8 protein-coding genes are annotated in these 18,749 nt (G+C 37.5%); 5 read left to right on the top strand and 3 right to left on the bottom strand.

The annotated features are described in order from the left end of the window. Positions 1-51 precede the first annotated feature (51 nt). Positions 52-1,185 carry an FAD-dependent monooxygenase gene (locus tag AsAng_RS28470; RefSeq protein ID WP_264790552.1) on the top strand — a complete coding sequence of 378 codons (1,134 nt, stop codon included), beginning with the start codon at positions 52-54 and terminating at the stop codon, positions 1,183-1,185. A gap of 375 nt (positions 1,186-1,560) precedes the next feature. Here AsAng_RS28470 and AsAng_RS28475 read toward each other — a convergent pair whose 3' ends face one another. Then, positions 1,561-3,060 (bottom strand): hypothetical protein, encoded by a 1,500-nt coding sequence (locus AsAng_RS28475; RefSeq protein WP_264790553.1) that lies wholly within the window; start codon positions 3,058-3,060, stop codon positions 1,561-1,563. A 310-nt stretch (positions 3,061-3,370) separates the two neighbouring features. Here AsAng_RS28475 and AsAng_RS28480 point away from each other — a divergent pair, with 310 nt between their 5' ends. The 4 genes from AsAng_RS28480 to AsAng_RS28495 all read left to right on the top strand — a co-directional run bounded on the left by AsAng_RS28480 (position 3,371) and on the right by AsAng_RS28495 (position 14,667). After that, complete coding sequence (locus AsAng_RS28480) at positions 3,371-6,022, top strand: AAA family ATPase (RefSeq protein WP_264790554.1); 2,652 nt, start codon at positions 3,371-3,373, stop codon at positions 6,020-6,022. 179 nt (positions 6,023-6,201) lie between these two features. Beyond that, positions 6,202-7,227, top strand: a complete 1,026-nt coding sequence (locus AsAng_RS28485) for a hypothetical protein (RefSeq protein WP_264790555.1) — start codon at positions 6,202-6,204, stop codon at positions 7,225-7,227. A gap of 59 nt (positions 7,228-7,286) precedes the next feature. Beyond that, a complete protein-coding gene (locus tag AsAng_RS28490) occupies positions 7,287-8,525 on the top strand; it encodes a hypothetical protein (RefSeq protein ID WP_264790556.1) in 1,239 nt (412 codons plus the stop codon). 493 nt (positions 8,526-9,018) lie between these two features. Next, complete coding sequence (locus AsAng_RS28495; protein ID WP_264790557.1) at positions 9,019-14,667, top strand: alpha-2-macroglobulin family protein; 5,649 nt, start codon at positions 9,019-9,021, stop codon at positions 14,665-14,667. A 109-nt stretch (positions 14,668-14,776) separates the two neighbouring features. Here the strand turns inward: AsAng_RS28495 and AsAng_RS28500 are convergent, their stop codons facing one another. After that, positions 14,777-15,166 (bottom strand): hypothetical protein, encoded by a 390-nt coding sequence (locus tag AsAng_RS28500; RefSeq protein ID WP_264790558.1) that lies wholly within the window; start codon positions 15,164-15,166, stop codon positions 14,777-14,779. A gap of 233 nt (positions 15,167-15,399) precedes the next feature. After that, on the bottom strand, positions 15,400-18,669 hold the full coding sequence (locus tag AsAng_RS28505; RefSeq protein WP_264790559.1) for a T9SS type A sorting domain-containing protein: 3,270 nt from the start codon (positions 18,667-18,669) through the stop codon (positions 15,400-15,402). Positions 18,670-18,749: the final 80 nt, after the last annotated feature.

The raw sequence follows: 18,749 nt of genomic DNA on the forward strand, positions 1-18,749 counted from the left end.
GTAGTTATTGTGAGCTAATCTTAGTTGGCAATGCTACTTAAAAAATATACTATGAAAGTAACAATCGTAGGTGCTGGGATTGGTGGTTTAACACTAGCAATTGCCTTGCAACAAAAAGGAATTGAGGTAGAAATTTTTGAGGCTACACCTCAGTTTAGAAAAGTAGGTGCTGGAATTGTATTGGCGATTAATGCCATGCAAATTTACCAACGTTTGGGCTTGGTTGATCCATTAAAAAAGGCAGGGAACTGTCTCAAAAGTATGGCAATCACCGATATGAATCTAAAGGAAATGGCTAGTAATAAATTGGAATATTTTGAAGAAAAATACCAATTGAGTAACGTTGCTATCCATCGTGCAGCACTGCATGAAGTTTTGTTGTCTGAATTGCCAAATACTCCTTTGTATTTGAATAAAAAATTAAAAAAATTAGAACAGGTAGGAGAGAAGGTACAGTTAGAATTTGAAGATGGAACTCAACATGAAACGGATTGGGTGCTTGGTGCAGATGGTATTCATTCTAGTGTTCGACAAGCTATTTTCCCGACCTCAAAGGAACGATTTGCAAAGCAAATTTGCTGGCGAGGGGTTGTGGAGTTTGAACTGAAAAAAGAGGATCGGGCTAAATTGAGAGAGGCTTGGGGCTATGGAAAGCGATTTGGAATTGTCCCTATTGGCAATAATTTAGTCTATTGGTTTGCTTGTGTTAGTTATGAACAGCATCAAAAGGAATTAGAAGGGCTTGAATTGGCAACAATTTTTGGTGAATTTAACCCATTGGTGGCTCAAATTATTGCCGCAACGCCTTCAGAAACTATGATTAAAGCTGAGCTCAGCGATCTAGAGCAATTGGAGAAATGGCATAAAGGGCGTGTCTGCTTGGTTGGAGATGCAGCACATGCTACCACACCAAATATGGGGCAAGGAGCTAATCAAGCTATAGAAAGTGCTTGGGTACTGAGTGAGTGTCTGGCAAAAGAAAAGGAAAGAAGCAAGGCTTTTGAGCAATACCAAAAAATACGTCAAACGAAGGCCAATCAAATTATTAAAACAAGTTGGCAAATTGGAAAAGTTGCCCATATTTCCAATCCTTTTTTGGCTGGATTACGCAATACTTTTATGCGTCTTACACCAGCATTTTTGGGCGATTTGCAATTAAAAAAATTATTTAAATTAGATTATTAATTTATAATACTCCGCTGATTAGTTCCCTGTGGTCATGAGCGCTGCGCTTAGTTATTCCCTACGGTCATGAGATAGTTTTTTAGTTTTTTAGTTCGCTATGCTCATGAGACAGTTAACAAAAAACATAAAAAAGCAGTGCCTTCACTTTTACCTACGGTGCTACTGCGTGGTATAGCTTTGGCTATAAGCATGCCCAGTTCACTGCGTTCATGTATTAATCTGATAATCAGTCTTTTAATGCTTTAGTTGATGAAATCCTATTTTGCTGATTATCAGATTGATACGATTTTATAGCGGAGTAATGAATTTATACAACCCACTGTAATACTGTTTGGGGGTATTGCAGTGGGTTTCTTGAGTCAATCCGTTTTATCCCTAAATGGTAGATGTAATAGGGCGATTAATCTTTTGATCAGCCCATTGGATAAAGTCAAATAATTGGAGTGCTCCCATTTCAAAGGGATCTTCTTGCAGCAAAAGAAGTTTTTCTTTGAAGGCTTTAAAGATAGAACTAGCTTGCTGAGGGCTCGCTAAAGCGGCTAATTGACGTAGGGTTTTGAGCAAAGTTGCTTCTACTTTGTACAACCGTTGATTATAGGATAGGTATCGATAAGTAGATTCATTCGCATTGAGTAAATAATATTGATGATCTAATTCGTAATGGATAATTAATTTGATTAATCGTGCAGCAATCTTTAAATCAGGCATCAATTGTTTGGTACAGCGATTCTGAACCAATTCTAACCAGTCTAATGCTTGCTGATAGCGTTTTCGCCAGAAATAGCAACAAGCCAAGCCATAAGGGATGATAATTTTAAATTCATTACCAATCTTATTTTCCAAAATTTTGAATTGTTCTTCGATTAAAATTAACTCGCTAAGGTGTTGAGGGGCAGGTTTACTATAGGTAATATAGATTAGCATTGTTTGTGCCCAAGATTCAAATATTTGTATTTCTTCATGAATCGTTTTGCATTTAAAGGCTTTGAGTTTAGCAGCCGTATCTAGCATACTTTCCAAATCGTTGGTCAATCGTTGGTTGACTCCTAAATTATTTAAAATAGTAATATAGGTTAGGCTTCTTTGTTCTAAAAAGGCGGGGTTCTCCTCAAATAAGACGACCTGTTGTTGCAGAACTTCACGAGCTTTGTGAAAATTGCTTTTTTGGGTGTAATAATCAAGCAAACAGTGCAAATGCAGAAATTTTGCCTTGATACTCAGGGGGGGAGCAACTTGTTTTACTTCTTCAAGAAAATTTTCGGTGATTAAATCGGAATCTTCTGTTCTACTAGAGTATTGTTGCTTATTCCAAAAGGTGAATTTTGTTGCCAAATAGCGATAATGTCTGAGGTTTAACCATTGTTGGTTAATCCGTTGTTCTTCTTTGAAACCTTGGTTGAGGTATTGAGTAAGATCAGGGGACATTTGGATACGAAGAATTTCTTCCTCTAAATTTTTTAGCAACAATATGTATAGGAAAAATTCATGTTTTTGTGCTAATTTTTGTGCCTTATATAATGTTTTTAACGCTTGGGAAGATAGCGAGCGTTTATGCAATAATTGAATGGTCTCAATTTGTTGGTGCAGCTGAGCCTGAATGGATTTGTTTTGGTTGTATTCTAATAGGTTGCTAACGATTAAGTTGTATAGGTAGTGTTTGGAGATAGATAGCTGTTTGACGGTTAATTTTTGGGATTTGAATTTTTTGATTAAGCGGTTACTGTCGTAAACAACTTGTTTGTCAATGGCATCAAACAGCTTGAAATAAAAGTCGTCTTTTTCTCGTTGTTGTTTTCTAGCATATTTTTTAAAATAGGCCTTTTCTGTACGAGACATGCTGTGAATGAGCTGATGTACAATGTCTATATTCGTCATTTGGAAAGGGGGTAAAAATGTGATTAAATTATATTTGGGTTATAGATATAATGCGATTTGGGGAAATGGTTACATTATTTTTTTGAGGAATAAGGATGTTAAGAAAACTAAAAAGTTAAAAAATGTGTTGTAGATAAACTTGAAAGTAAGCTATTTTTGTTATCTTGTATTAGTTAAAATGATTGGTTGAGATACACCCAAATAACAATTCATCAATTAACAAAAATATCCCCTTTAAGAACAAATAAATATCAAACAGATAATAAAGATATATTTAAATTACTTTGTTATCAAAACAAAATAGATAACCATGTCAAGAATTCTTGATCCTAATTTTACAAAATATAAATTCAGAGATTTAAAGGTTTATTGTTCTACAGAGTGGTTAGCAGACAATAAAAAGAAGTATCGGCAAGTATTTGACCGATATGAGGCTACCTATATTTATGCGGAATTATCCTTTTATAATAAATTATTTGATGATGAGGACTGGAATGTTCAGATTAACATTAAGTGTTACTCCCTCAAAAAAGGGCGCAAAGAACTTTGTGATCTGAATTTTGACAGAAAAGTTAGCAAATACGATAATATCGTCTACATTCGAGAGGGGTGGGGCAATAAAAAGTTTGGCGCTTTTTGGAAGAAAGGTACGTATTATTGGGAAGCTTATGTAGATGGACAGAAAGTCGCAACTAAGTATTTTTATATAGAAGAAAGTACCGAAAAATACCCAGAACCTAATGCTTATGTCAATATTAAGTCGCTCAAATTATACGAGGGACCTTATGACGATGTTCCTAAGGAAGATCGTATTTATTACAAAGTCTTTTCAAAAGAGGAAACACGATATGTGTATACTGAAATTAGTCTCGAAAATCTTTTACCTAGTAAAAGCTGGTATTGCGAAATTTTTGTGAAATTTTATAATGGAAGCCGTCAGCTCAAAGGGCAGATGATGAAGCTCCACCATGTAGATAAGGACGATGAATCTATTGAGTTGAGTATGCATTGGGGATCCAACATCAAAGGTTCTTGGACGGAAGACAATTATACCGCAGAAATTGTATTTATGGATAAATTGTTGGCTGTTATTCCATTTGAGGTAGATACGGAGTTTGAGGAAGGAGTAGCAGGTGCTGTTTTGCCCAATCAATACCAACCCGTTGTTTTAAATGAAGAAGCCGTAGAAAATGCTAATTTTGAGGATGTAATGGCTAAGTTGGATGAATTAATCGGTCTACAAGACATCAAGAGACAGGTTAGAGATCATGCTAGTTATCTTCAGTTTCTGCAGTTGCGTAGAGAGAAAGGCTTTGAAGAAGAAGAAGAAATTAATATCCACTCTGTTTTTATTGGAAATCCAGGAACAGGTAAGACAACTGTGGCTCAAATGATGGGCAAATTATACAAAAGCATGGGCTTATTGTCTAAAGGACATGTACATGAAGTTGATCGAGTGGATTTGGTGGGGGAGTATATTGGACAAACCGCCCCTAAGGTCAAGGAGGCTATAGAAAAAGCTAGGGGGGGAGTATTGTTTATCGATGAAGCGTATTCTTTGGCTCGTTCTAATGATGACAGCAAGGATTTTGGTCGAGAGGTTATCGAAATTTTGGTAAAAGAAATGTCTAATGGAGAGGGAGATATGGCGGTGATTGTCGCTGGTTACCCAAAAGAAATGGAGCACTTCTTGACTTCTAACCCTGGGTTAAAGTCTCGATTTAAGCTTTATTTTACCTTTAGCGATTATTTACCACATGAACTATCTGCTATTTCTCAATATGCTTGTGTCAAGAAAAATGTTGTCTTAGAGAAACAAGCTAAAAAGATGATTGATGAAATCATTATCGAGGCGTATCGAAATAGAGATCGTGCTTTTGGCAATGCTCGTTTTGTTTACGATTTGATCGATCAGGCTAAAATTGCCTTGGGACTACGTATTATGGACGATAATGATCCTAAGCAATTTGGCAAAGAGGAATTGGAAACGGTTTTAGTGGACGATGTCCAAAAAATTGAAATTAAACGCCCTAAACGCTTGCCCAACCTTCCTATTGATGAGAAATTGCTAGAGATGGCAATGGATGAACTCAATCACATGATTGGCATCAGCAATATCAAAAAGGAAATTAACGAGATGGTAAGCTTGGTTCGTTTTTATCGTGAAAGCAGTAGAGATGTACTCAATAAATTTTACTTGCATACCGTATTTGTTGGAAACCCAGGAACAGGGAAAACAACTGTTGCTAGGATTTTAACCAAAATATACAAGGCACTTGGTGTTTTAGAACGTGGGCACATGGTTGAAACCGACCGTCAAGGCTTAGTAGCTGGTTATGTTGGTCAAACTGCAATCAAAACAGCAGAACGAATTGATGAGGCAATGGGGGGCGTTTTGTTTATTGATGAGGCTTATGCTTTGACGAGTACAGGCAGTGGTAGTTTAGCAGGTGGTTCTGATTTTGGAAACGAAGCGATTCAAACCATCTTGAAACGAATGGAAGATAGTCGAGGAGAATTCTTTGTTTTTGCAGCAGGGTATCCCGATAATATGGAGACGTTCTTGAAAGCAAATCCTGGACTTCGTTCTAGATTTGATAAGATTCTAAAGTTTGAGGATTATGAGAGTAGCTCATTGTATCAAATTGCCCTTCAAATGTTAGAAGAAGAGGGATTGGAGGTAAATGAAGATGCAAAGGAGCATTTGACCAAATACTTAGATTTCTTGTACGAATTTAGAGATAAATATTTTGGTAATGCAAGAACCGTTCGAAACATTATTAATGATATTGTTAAGAACCAAAGTTTGCGTTTGGCTTCTGTACCTAGCGAGGAGCGAAATCCTAACATAATTAATCTTATTACCTATGAAGATGTAGCAACGCTCAAATTAAGCCATGATGATGATATTTTTAATAAGAAGTCAATTGGTTTCCGCAAAAAATCAGGAGCAGGAGAATGATAAAATAGTTAAATACTGTTACAATATATTGTATAAGAGGATTGAAGCTCATCGCTTCAATCCTTTTTTATTGCTTTTTTTTGTATAAAAGATAAGGCTCCTTTAACTTTTAAAGAGGGATTATTTTTTATCTTCTAGCAGATGAAACTATTTATACGACTAATCCAATACTTAGATTTATGACAATAAAGGATTTGAAAGGTAAAGAGGCTTTGCTCGCTAGGGCATTTAATAGTGATGCGGTTATAATGGGAGCGGCTCTAGAGCTAATAGAGAAGGGAAAAATTGCCAAGCCTGAAAAACTATTTAAGGATAGTGCTTCCAAATTAGATGCTAAAGGCTATCAGGATTTTATGTATCTAAATATGGGGAAGAAACAATACTTCCTTTATGGAGGGGCTTTTCCTATTGGAATTGAATTGACCAATCAATTAAAAAAATTAGAGAAGGAATTGACCAAAGCTAAAGGGGGGAATGTAGAGTTGTTAGCGTCTCAGGTTTATTTTTTGCAAGAATTAGACAAATTGAGCAGAAAAATAAAAGGCTATGCTACAGGAGAAATTAAGCATTCTAGAACGGAAGGAGATACTTGTTTCATGGAGGTGAAAACAGGGGTGACGGTTTCGGGGCAAACCAAGAAGAACAGTTTGGCTAGTGACGTTAAAGAAATTGGCTATGAACTGGCGGCTAAAAATGGGCAAATTCTAGAATTTGAACCTGTTTTGGATGAAAATCAGGAAAGCGCAGCGGTAGAAACGGCTAGTACTGAGGTAGACGCTACTCCTTCGGCGCAAGATTTGGCGGCAAATTTTACAGCGCTTAGTGAAAAATTCAAAACAATACGAGCCAATGAGCATAATTCAATAGAGGTAAAGAAGTTGTACAAACACATTCTTAAATGGCAAAAATATTATGGCTTATTAAGCAATGACCATCAGCAGAGATTGGCACAGCATGCTGCAAAAATGGAGCAAATTTTAGAAGGAACTAAAAAAATAATCAAGGCAGATCAAATCTTGGAACGTGATGTAGACCAAATTGTAGAGATGCTTGATGAATATGGTGACAACCCTTCTGAACCTCTGCACGATGAAATTTTGAGATTAGTTAAAAATGTTGAAAAAATAGCAACCTCTTTGTCTTTTCATGCTATTCTAGAAAGTATTGCTGAATTGAGGGCAATAATGGCTTTCTCTTTTTCTTAATCCAAACTTAATACTACCCTATACGCATTGTTTTAACTAGAATTAAATAGATATAGTATATGCCTAACGAAAAATTAATAAGAGCGATAAATAAATTAAAGAAAAAAAGGGGAAGAATGCTTGTGTTTGAGCTGGGAAGCCAAGGAATTCAAGTGCCTGATGAAGTTAGCCCAGAACAGTTGGTGGCAGATATTTTAGCTAAATTAGATGGCAGAACTTCTGTTGATAATTGGGATGAATTCATGAGGACGCTATACGTCAACGAGGGAATTTCAGCGGAAGAAATGGAAGAGTTGGGCGAAACCTATACTCGTGTTATGAAGGAGTTTACAGCACTTCAGGAAAGTCCATTTGATGTTGCTTTGGTAGAAAAGCTTGAATTAAGAATGAGAGAATGGTTGACCGCCATTGAGCAGTTGGAGAATAGGGAGCAAAGAAGATTTTTTGAAGCTAAATATGCATTGGTGGAGGAAGGTCTGAGATTAACCATTCCTGGAATGGTCGATCAGGCTAGAGCTTTTTGTGAGGTTTTAGCACAAGATGATATGGATTTGGCTACCATTTCAGCAGATGAATTATTGGCTGGTCTTAAAGTGCATTATCGAGGCGCAGAAGATGCTCAAAAAGAGGTTTATTTAGACCGATTAAAACAGGAACTAAGCGAGGTCGATTCTTTTAGTGAAGCTGCTTTCTTTTTATTTGGAGCCGACGAAGAAGGAGTTGCACATATTGATGTTTTCTTGAGAACAAAGAAAATTGTCAAAAAATATCCTTCGGATACCATTGGAACCTATTATAGAGGGGACAGCCGCATGCCCAAACAGATTACAAATGGTCAAGGATTTACGGCTAGAACTATAATGACTACTGAAGAGGCTAGAGCCGAAGTTCAACGTTGGTTTGGAGAAGGGCTTGGTCCTGTTGCCTATCATGAAGATTGGATTAGAAACAAGGCTGGTAGCAACAAGATTGCCACTGGCAATGATATTGGCTGTATGGGCTATGGTTGTGTAGGTATTGGAGGTGCCAACCAAAATGTTTATCAAATTGTTGTGCCTGGAGGCTTGCAAGAAGTGGCAATAACGGAGGATGTTATTGGAGTGCCTCCTCATGCGAACCAAAAACCTAAACTATTGCTGGATACAGGTTCTTTGGCAACGGCAAACGTAATTGCGGTAGTAGGCTCTTTGGCTGCTGAAACTACCTTTTTTACCAGTATACCTAGCGATTGGATTGAAATTATCTACGAACATACTGGTGATGACGAAGTGAAAGGAGGTGGAAGAGGCTGGACTTGATCCTAATGCTTCTAAGGAATAATATAAAAAGAGCCTGCCTTGATCAACCAAGCAGGCTTTTTGTTTTTTAACAAGCCAAATAACAATAGATATAGACCAAATACTCAATCAAAGACTTTATCTGTTGGAAAATAGCAAGATATAAAGTATTTTAGAAGGGATTAACTATAAACATTATTCTGCTAGAAAATCGGATCAATCTGATAATTAGCAAAATAAATTTTTACTAATAAAAGTGTTAAGGGGTTGATTAGTAGGTTGATGTGAGGCGCTTTTTTATGTTTTTGTTGAAAAACTAAAAAACTATCCCATGACCGTAGGGAACAACTAAGCGCAGCGCTCATGACCGCAGGGAATAATGAGTGAAGCGATCATAAGCAAAGCGCACTAAAAAACTATCTCATGACCACAGGGAACTAATCAGCGGAGTATTACTATAAATAGACTAGATCATTTTTTCCTAAATATACCAATGAAATAAAACACAATAATTATGAGGCACTACTGTACAATTCTAAGCTTGTTATTACTACTGGGGATAACCGCTTGTCAACCCAAGGAAAATACCCCTACAGAGGGCAATGGTATTACTTCTTTTAATGAGCCCAATGCTCAATATAAGTTTTATGTAAGTGCTTACACCTCAGGGATGATCTCTGCTACTTCTGCTATTCGAGTCCGCTTTGCCAATGATATTGTCTCTGCTCAAAAGATAGGCAGTGCGGTTTCGGATGATTTATTAAGTTTTGAACCTGCTATTAAAGGATCTGCGATATGGGAGGATCGCCAAACGGTGCTTTTTACTCCCGAAGAGTGGCTGCCTGCGGGGCAATATTATAGTGCGAAAGCTAATTTAACAAAAGTGTATCCCGATATTAGTCGAGAATTGGCAACCTTAGATTTTGATTTTAAAATTATACAACAAGGTTATGAGGTGGATATACGAGGTTTGAGAGAACAGAGTTTGACGGACTTATCTAAAATGCGTTTGTTGGGAACGGTTCGTACTTATGATGCTGCAATTCCAAGCCAAGTAGAACAGATGCTCAATATTAAACAATCTGATAATTCAACAGGAACATTTACAGTAAGTTGGGAGCATTCTGGCAATAATAAAACGCATAATTTTATTATAGAAGGCGTTAAGAGTTTTGAGGAGGGGAGTGAACTACAATTGAGCTGGAATGGAGAATCAATAGGGGTTAAGGAGCAAGTGGTGGAAAATAAAATAGAGGTTCCTTCTACAGAGTTTGAAATTATTAGTGCCAAAGTGATTCAAGAAAAAAACGATAAAGAGCCCTATGTTTTAGTGCTTTTTTCATTGCCTTTGCAACAGACGCAAAATTTAGATGGTCTAATAAGTATTGATAATTATAGAAATCGAGATTATAATGGCAGGAGCAATTTTAGGCAGGTTATTGATGGAAATGAATTGCGGGTTTATCCACTCAATCATATAGAGGGGGATCGAACATTACGAGTATCAGCAGGGATTCGAAGTATTAACCAAACAGCTATTCCTAAAATATCAGAATGGCCCATTTCTTTTAATCGCATAAAACCTGCCGTTCGATTGGTAGGAAATGGAGTGATTATTCCAAAAACTAAGGGCTTATATTTTCCTTTTGAAGCCACAAAACTGCGAGCCATCCAAGTGGAAATTTTCAAAATATACGAAGACAATGTCTTGCAGTTTTTACAGTCAGGAGAATTGGATTATACCTACTCTATGCGTCATGTGGGGCGTGTAATTGCTCAAAAAAGATTAGCCTTAGAACAACTAAATCCTGAATCGAATCAAAAAGGCTGGGTTAGATATGGAATTAATTTGGATGATATTGTAAAAGAGGAGGAAGGGGCTATTTATCAAGTGCGTATAGGATTTTCTAAAAAAGATGCTATTTGGGATTGTTCAGATGCGCAAGAAACGGAAATGATAGCAGTAGACAACGAACCTGAGCGAAATGAAGAAGGGGAAATTGTGAGTATTCGTACTCTTGCAGATCGAAATTATTCGTATTACAATTATGAAAAACGAAAAGATCCTTGTTATGACCAATATTACACTTCTAGCCGTATTGTTGCCCGTAATGTTTTGGGGTCTAACTTGGGAATCTTGGCGAAACGAGGAAAGGATAAAGAGCTATTTGTGGCGGTAACAGATCTAAAGACGACGGAACCTGTGCGTTCTGCAACGGTAGAAGTTTATGATAAAGTGCTACAGCGTATGGCCAAAGTATCCACGGATGAAGATGGTATTATTCGAACTAAAACGGAGTATCGCCCTGCTTATGTAGTGGTTAGTAATCAAAATCAAAAAGGCTATTTGCGCTTGCAAGATGCAGAGTCCTTATCGTTGTCAAAATTTGAAACGTCAGGCACCAATGATTATAAGGGATTAAAAGGGCAAATTTATGGTGAACGAGGGGTCTGGCGTCCTGGGGATTCTTTGTTTTTAACGTTTGTTTTGGAGGACAAACGAAAGGAGTTTCCTGCAGCGCATCCCATAACCTTTGAACTGTATGATACTAGAGGTAATTTGCACCAAAAGTATACGACCAACAAAAATGTTTATGGCATGTATGACTTTAGAACCAAAACTTCTAGTGATGCTGGAACAGGATATTGGTCGGCAAAAGTTCATGTAGGAGGAACTACTTTTTATAAAGGAATTCGAATCGAAACAGTTAAGCCTAATCGTCTAAAAATTGATTTTAACTTGGGCAAGGATAAATTATTGGCTTCAGATTCAGAGCTGGCTGGAGATTTGTCGGTCAAGTGGTTGCATGGGGCGCCTGCTTCTAATTTACAAACCCAGATTGATGTTAAGTTGTCTCCTGTTACAACTCGTTTTGAAGCTTATGAAGGGTATCAGTTTGATGATCCCGCAAGAGCTTCTTATTATGATTTGCCCATGACAATCTTTGCTTCCAATGTCGATGAAAATGGAAAGGCGAAAGTTCGTGGAAAGCTAGAGTTGGCAAAAGAACCTTCTGGCTTTATGCGGGCAGGTTTTACCATTCGAGCCTATGAAAAAGGAGGAGATGCCAGTAGTGATAATTTTAGCATCCCTTATTCCCCTTATGCTTCTTATGTGGGCATAAAGTCCCCCAAAGGTAAGTATGATAAAAGCTTAGATTTAAATATTGATAATGACATTGCAGTGGTTGTCGTTGATGAAAATGGACAACCCTTAAAGAATAAAACGGTCTCGATAGGGGTTTATAAAGTGAAATGGAATTGGTGGTGGGATCGAAATAATGAAATAAGTAACTTTAATACGTCTAAGCATTTGGGGGCATTAAAGACAGCAACAGTGACAACAAATGCTAAAGGGGAGGCCATTTGGAAATTTGCCCCCAAAGAATGGGGACGTTATATGATTCGGGTTGCAGATCAAGGCTCAGGGCATTGTAGTGGCATTATTTTTCACGCAGGCTCTCCTTGGGATGATGAAAACTTTAACGATAAACAAGGGGCGACTATGCTGGCTTTCTCTGCGGATAAGGAATCGTATGAGGTGGGAGAAGAAGTCGTTTTAGAAGTTCCAGCAGGTGCAGCAGGGCGTGCTTTGTTGACCTTGGAGAATGGCTTTAGTGTTGTGGATCATCAATGGGTCACTATCAAGAATGAAAATGGGGTTCAAAAAATAAAATTTACCACTAAGAAAGGGATGGCGCCTACTATTTATGCACATGTAACCCTATTGCAGCCACACGAACAAGTCGAAAATGATTTGCCCATTCGCTCCTATGGTGTTTTGCCAATCAAAGTTATTGATCCTAAGACTAAGTTAATGCCAATTCTAGATATGGCGGACGTATTGGAGCCCAATTCTAAGGTTCGCATCAAAGTTTCAGAAGAAAATAAACAGGCTATGACTTATACCATAGCCATGGTGGATGAGGGGCTCTTAGATTTGACTCGTTTTAAAACGCCAGATTTATGGGAACATTTTTATCAAAAAGAAGCGTTGGGCGTGAAAACCTGGGATATGTACAATTATGTTCTAGGAGCTTATGAGCTCAACCAATTGTTGGCAATTGGTGGTGGGGCAGATGTTGATGAAGATAGCAAAAAGGCAAATCGATTTAAACCTGTTGTTCGTTTCATAGGACCTTTTCATCTCAAAAAGGGACAAACGGTAGAACATACCTTGGATATGCCGAATTATGTGGGGTCTGTTCGAACCATGATTGTTGCTGCTGAGGCAGGGGCTTATGGCAAAAATGAAAAAACAACACCTGTGCGAAAGCCTTTGATGGTTTTGGGAACCTTGCCTCGTGTGCTTAGTCCTACAGAGCAAGTCAAATTACCAGTTACTGTTTTTGCAATGGAAGAACAGATTAAGGAAGTAGAGGTAACGATAGAAACCAATGATTTGTTCAAGATTCAAGGAGCTAAAAAGAAACGGATTCAATTTGATCGAATCGGCGATGCTATTGTTAATTTTGATTTATTAGTTGCCGATAAATTAGGCATAGCTAAGGTAAACATTAAGGTGAAAAGCGGAGGCGAAGAGGCGACTTATGCGGTTGAATTGGACGTTAGAAATCCTAATCCGTATACCAACAAAGTACATCAACTGGTCTTGGATGGTGGCAAGCAGTGGGATTTGGACATTGAACCCATTGGTATGGAAGGAACGAACAAAGCGCAGTTGGAAATCTCAACCCTACCGCCTATTGATTTAGCCAAACGTTTGGATTACCTGATTCGTTATCCTTATGGTTGTATTGAACAAACAACTTCTTCTGTTTTTCCTCAATTGTATGTTGCCAATTTGATGAATTTGGAGCCTTTTATGGAAAAAGAAATCGAAGAAAATATACGAGCAGCAATCAAACGATTGCAGGATTTTCAAACGGGTTTAGGGGGCTTTGCTTATTGGCAAGGAGGAACCGATAATAATGATTGGGGAACCAATTATGCAGGGCATTTTTTATTGGAAGCTAAGACCAAGGGGTATGCTGTTCCTAAACGCTTGTTGGACAATTGGAAACGTTATCAAAAGACGTTGGCAAAGAATTGGCAACCTCGTGTCATTAATCCCAATAGTCCTAATGTTTATAATAATCGATATGCTTATCAGCAGGAAGCTTTGATGCAAGCTTATCGTCTGTATACTTTGGCATTGGCGAATAGTCCAGATTTGGGATCGATGAACAAAATGCGCAATGCTAAAAACGTTCCTGCAAAAGCAAAATGGCGTTTGGCAGCGACTTATGCTTTGTTGGGAAAACGTGAAGTAGCCAAACAATTGGTTCAAGGCTTGCCTACTAAAGTGGCTGCTTATAGAGAGTTGAGCTATACCTATGGTTCTAGTTTGAGAGATGAAGCAATGATTCTAGAAACGTTAACCCTCTTAAAAAATCGTACTGCTGGTGCAAATGTATTGTTGCAGATGTCTAAAGAGCTTAGTTCTCCCAAATGGTTGGCTACTCAAACGGTTGCTTATTCGCTTATGGCAATTGCAAAATTTGCAGGAGGCGAAAAGTTAGCCAAGGAGATTCCTTTTGCTTATCAAATTGGTGGGAAAGGAAAAAAAGAGGCTGTCATCAAAAAAGCTCCGATTGTTCAATACTCAATTGATGTCGATGCCGCTGACCAACGCAAAATTATGGTTAAAAATAAAGCAAAAACGCCTTTGTTTGCAAGCGTAATTATGACAGGACAACCGCCATTAAATGATACCAAAGCAGATGCTTCTAATATCGAGCTAAAAGTAACTTACAAAACAATGAATGGGGAGGAAATTGATCCTATTAATCTGGCACAAGGAACCAATTTTGTTGCGTATGTTGATATAACTCATAAGGGAATCAATGGGAATTACGATGAAATGGCCTTGCATCAAGTTTTTCCCGCAGGATGGGAAATCATCAATACTCGTATGAATGAAGCCTATGATAATTCAGGTAGTTCTAGAATGGATTATCAAAATGTACTAGACGATAGAGTTTATACTTATTTTGACTTGCCAATGGGTAAAACTTACCATTATAAATTTTACTTAAATGCGGCTTATCAAGGTAGGTTCTATATGCCCAATGTTTCTTGTTCGGCGATGTATGACAATAGTATTTATGCAAATACCGCTGGCAAGTGGGTGACTGTTACAGCCCCTAAAACGACTTTGTAAGCACTTGTTAAATAAAAAATGCCAAGATAAATTGTTGAAAATGAAAAACCATATTCCATTTTTAGCAATTTATCTTGGCACATAAAAATAAGAGTAATAGGGTAGAGGCTTACAAAATACTAGGATTAGCTAAGTAAATTGCACCATATTTTGATTCTTTAACAGTTGCTTTAATTGTTACTTCGCTATCTTTGGCTGCTCCTTTGGCTGTGGCTTCTTGATCTGCTGGAAAAACAGCAATTACTTTAGGTTGTTTCATGCCGCTCAAAACTTCATCACCTAAGTTAAGGTAAATATCTCCAGACGCTGTATTACTCGTACCCCAGCTAATTGCTTTGATGGTAACTTCTTTGCCTTCCCAATCTAAATATTGATCGTCTAAATCACTACAATTTAAGCTTTTTACTTCGGGTTCTTGTGTTGCTGATTCTGAACTATCTCCACAAGAGAATAATGCGAAAAACAAAAGGGTACTTAATAAGATGGTCAACGATTTCATAAAAAATGTTTTATTGTATTGGTTGTTAAAATAATTGATACTTGTTTGGGGCTTGCAAATTTGCTTTCTATTGCACAAATTTAGTGGGTCTTATAGATATAAAAGGAGGGAATGTATAGGTGTTGATAAATAATGAATAACTGTTGTTGCTTTATGAATAGCTGTTTGTACACCATAAAAATAGATCATCCTGAAAGCTACAGGATGACCTATTTAGGTTAAAAGGGGCTTAATTACTTATTTGTTTTTACAATTTGATGGTAAGAACGTTGTTGTTCCTGTTCCAATATAAGTACATATACACCTGCTTCTAAGTGTTGAATATCAATAGATGTATTGTTTTGTTGAGTTGTTGTAGAAAAAACGATTCTACCTAGATGATCGACTAAGTAAAGTTTACTAAAAGAACTTTGTGTGCTTTCTAAGTGTAGCATTCCTGTAGTGGGATTGGGATAAATACGAACATTTTCTTGTGCTAAAACAGGGGAAACATTAAGAGATGTGAAGCTAAAGCAAGCAGATGTAAAATTACAGATACCATTGCTTATTTGTACAGCATAGGAACCATTTGCAGTAGGCACAAAACTTTGCCCTGTCGCCCCAGAGATAGGAGCATTCCCATTTCCACAATCGACCCATTGGTAGCTTACTCCTGTTGCATTTGCAAGGAGAGTTATGCCTGATCTAATTACTGTTGTGTCAATTGTTTGAATAGAAAGATTTAGGGTGACAACAGAATCGCAGCCCATAGCATTGGTCAGGGTATGTGTAGCCGAATTATTGCTAGTGGTATAGGTATTACCATCGATCCAAGTAAAAGAATCACAAGCGGTGTGTATGTCGATACTGTTAGAACTATGGTTAATAGAAAGATTTAAGGTGATAACAGAATCACAACCCGTGGCATTGGTCAGGGTGTGTGTAGCCGAATTGTTGCTAGTGGTATAAGTATTACCATCGATCCAAGTAAAAGAATCACAAGCAGTGTGTATGTCGATACTGTTAGAACTGTGATTAATAGAAAGGTTTAAGGTGATAACAGAATCACAGCCCATAGCATTGGTCAGGGTGTGTGTAGCCGAATTATTGCTAGTGATATAGGTATTACCATCGATCCAAGTAAAAGAATCACAAGCAGTGTGCGTGTCGATACTGTTAGAACTGTGATTAATAGAAAGATTTAAAGTGATAACAGAATCGCAGCCCATAGCATTGGTCAGGGTATGTGTAGCCGAATTATTGCTAGTGGTATAGGTATTACCATCGATCCAAGTAAAAGAATCACAAGCAGTGTGCGAATCAATACTATTAGAACTGTGATTAATAGAAAGGTTTAAGGTGATAACAGAATCACAACCCATGGCATTGGTCAGGGTGTGTGTAGCCGAATTATTGCTAGTGGTATAGGTATTACCATCGATCCAAGTAAAAGAATCACAAGCAGTGTGCGAATCAATACTATTAGAACTGTGATTAATAGAAAGATTTAAAGTGATAACAGAATCGCAGCCCATGGCATTGGTCAGCGTATGTGTAGCTGAATTATTGCTAGTGGTATAGGTATTACCATCGATCCAAGTAAAAGAATCACAAGCAGTGTGCGAATCAATACTATTAGAACTGTGATTAATAGAAAGGTTTAAGGTGATAACAGAATCACAACCCATGGCATTGGTCAGGGTGTGTGTAGCCGAATTATTGCTAGTGGTATAGGTATTACCATCGATCCAAGTAAAAGAATCACAAGCAGTGTGCGAATCAATACTATTAGAACTGTGATTAATAGAAAGATTTAAAGTGATAACAGAATCGCAGCCCATGGCATTGGTCAGCGTATGTGTAGCTGAATTATTGCTAGTGGTATAGGTATTACCATCGATCCAAGTAAAAGAATCACAAGCAGTGTGTGTATCAATACTATTAGAACTGTGATTAATAGAAAGATTTAAAGTGATAACAGAATCGCAGCCCATGGCATTGGTTAGGGTATGTGTAGCCGAATTGTTGCTAGTGGTATAGGTATTGCCATCGATCCAAGTAAAAGAATCACAAGCGGTATGTGTATCAATACTATTAGAACTGTGATTAATAGAAAGGTTTAAAGTGATAACAGAATCGCAGCCCATAGCATTGGTCAGGGTATGTGTAGCCGAATTGTTGCTAGTGGTATAAGTATTACCATCGATCCAAGTAAAAGAATCACAAGCCACTATAGAATCTACGCCTGTATTAGCATTGGCAACACATACTTTATATTCTGCTGCACCAATATCTCTTCTGCCACCTTCTATAGGACCATTTTGAGCATCAGAAAGATCAAAAGAACTTCCTGCGTTAATGGCCACACTACCAATACCTGGCATTATGGTCAACATATTGCCTCCATTGTTTTGCAAGGGACCCAAATTTAGAGCAGCGGGAGTAATGCCCAATTGATTAGCATTAACCCCTGAAAGCGTGCTTACACTAAATAAGTTATTAGAAGAATAAAAATTATAAGGCCCCCAAACATTGTAATATTTTCTACACAATACATCATCTGTATTATTAAATGCGACAATACTACTAGAGACACGCAATTTATAATTATAAGAACTACTACTACCTCCAGAGCCCAAATAAGTTTGATAATAAATTCCTCCACCAGAATGAGTTGTTGTATTGTAGGTGATTGTAGAGGTATAGACATTGGCATGTGTTCTTGGCGCATAAAGACCATCTTTTACATAAATACCACCACCATTACCTGCATTATTATAGGCTATGGTAGAGGTTCGAACCGTTAAGGTTGTATTTCCTCTATGATTTCTGAGTCCAATAGCACCGCCTGATCCTGCTGAATTGTAAATAAACGTACAGTAACTAATATCAATGGTATATTGGTTGTTGTTATAACCACTAAGACCAATTGCACCACCAGCAGCACTAGAACTTGTGACTGTATTATTAGAAAAGGTACTGTTTAATACTTCCAAATGTAAGTCATGAGTACCACTAACGCCTGAGCTAAATAAATCAATCGCACCACCATCACCCTGAGAAGTATTGTTTTTAAATATAGCATGGTTAATGGTCAGTTTTTTTGCTTTCCAGTAGTAGATTGCGCCACCAGAAAATTGGGTGTTGCCATTAATAAGGCAAATACTATCCATAAAAACACCATGATAGTTCGTGGTGCAGTTGATGCGAAAAATTCGGTTGGAGTTTTGACCACTGATAAAGACCGTGTCACTTTGATTATAAAGTCCTATAAGAATAATGGGCTTGTTTATTTCAATTTCTGAGTTTAGAGTAACAGTAGCATTACCATTGTTTAAGAGAGAAGGGCTAAATCGTATTGTATCAGCATATACAGCACTAGAAATAGCAGCTCTCAATGAGCCCGTACCACTGTCATTCGTATTCGTGACAACTCGTGTAATCGCTAATGTATGGTTGGTATAGAATAGACAACTTAACAGAAATAAAAATAGGGGAATGATTTGCGTTTTTTTGTAAAGCATTTTATTGGTGTTAATAAGAAAATAATTATTGATTGAATACCCAAAATTAGGTGGTTTTATCTTCTCTTGCTTTACGGATG

The organism is Aureispira anguillae (assembly GCF_026000115.1).
Lineage (GTDB): Bacteria > Bacteroidota > Bacteroidia > Chitinophagales > Saprospiraceae > Aureispira > Aureispira anguillae.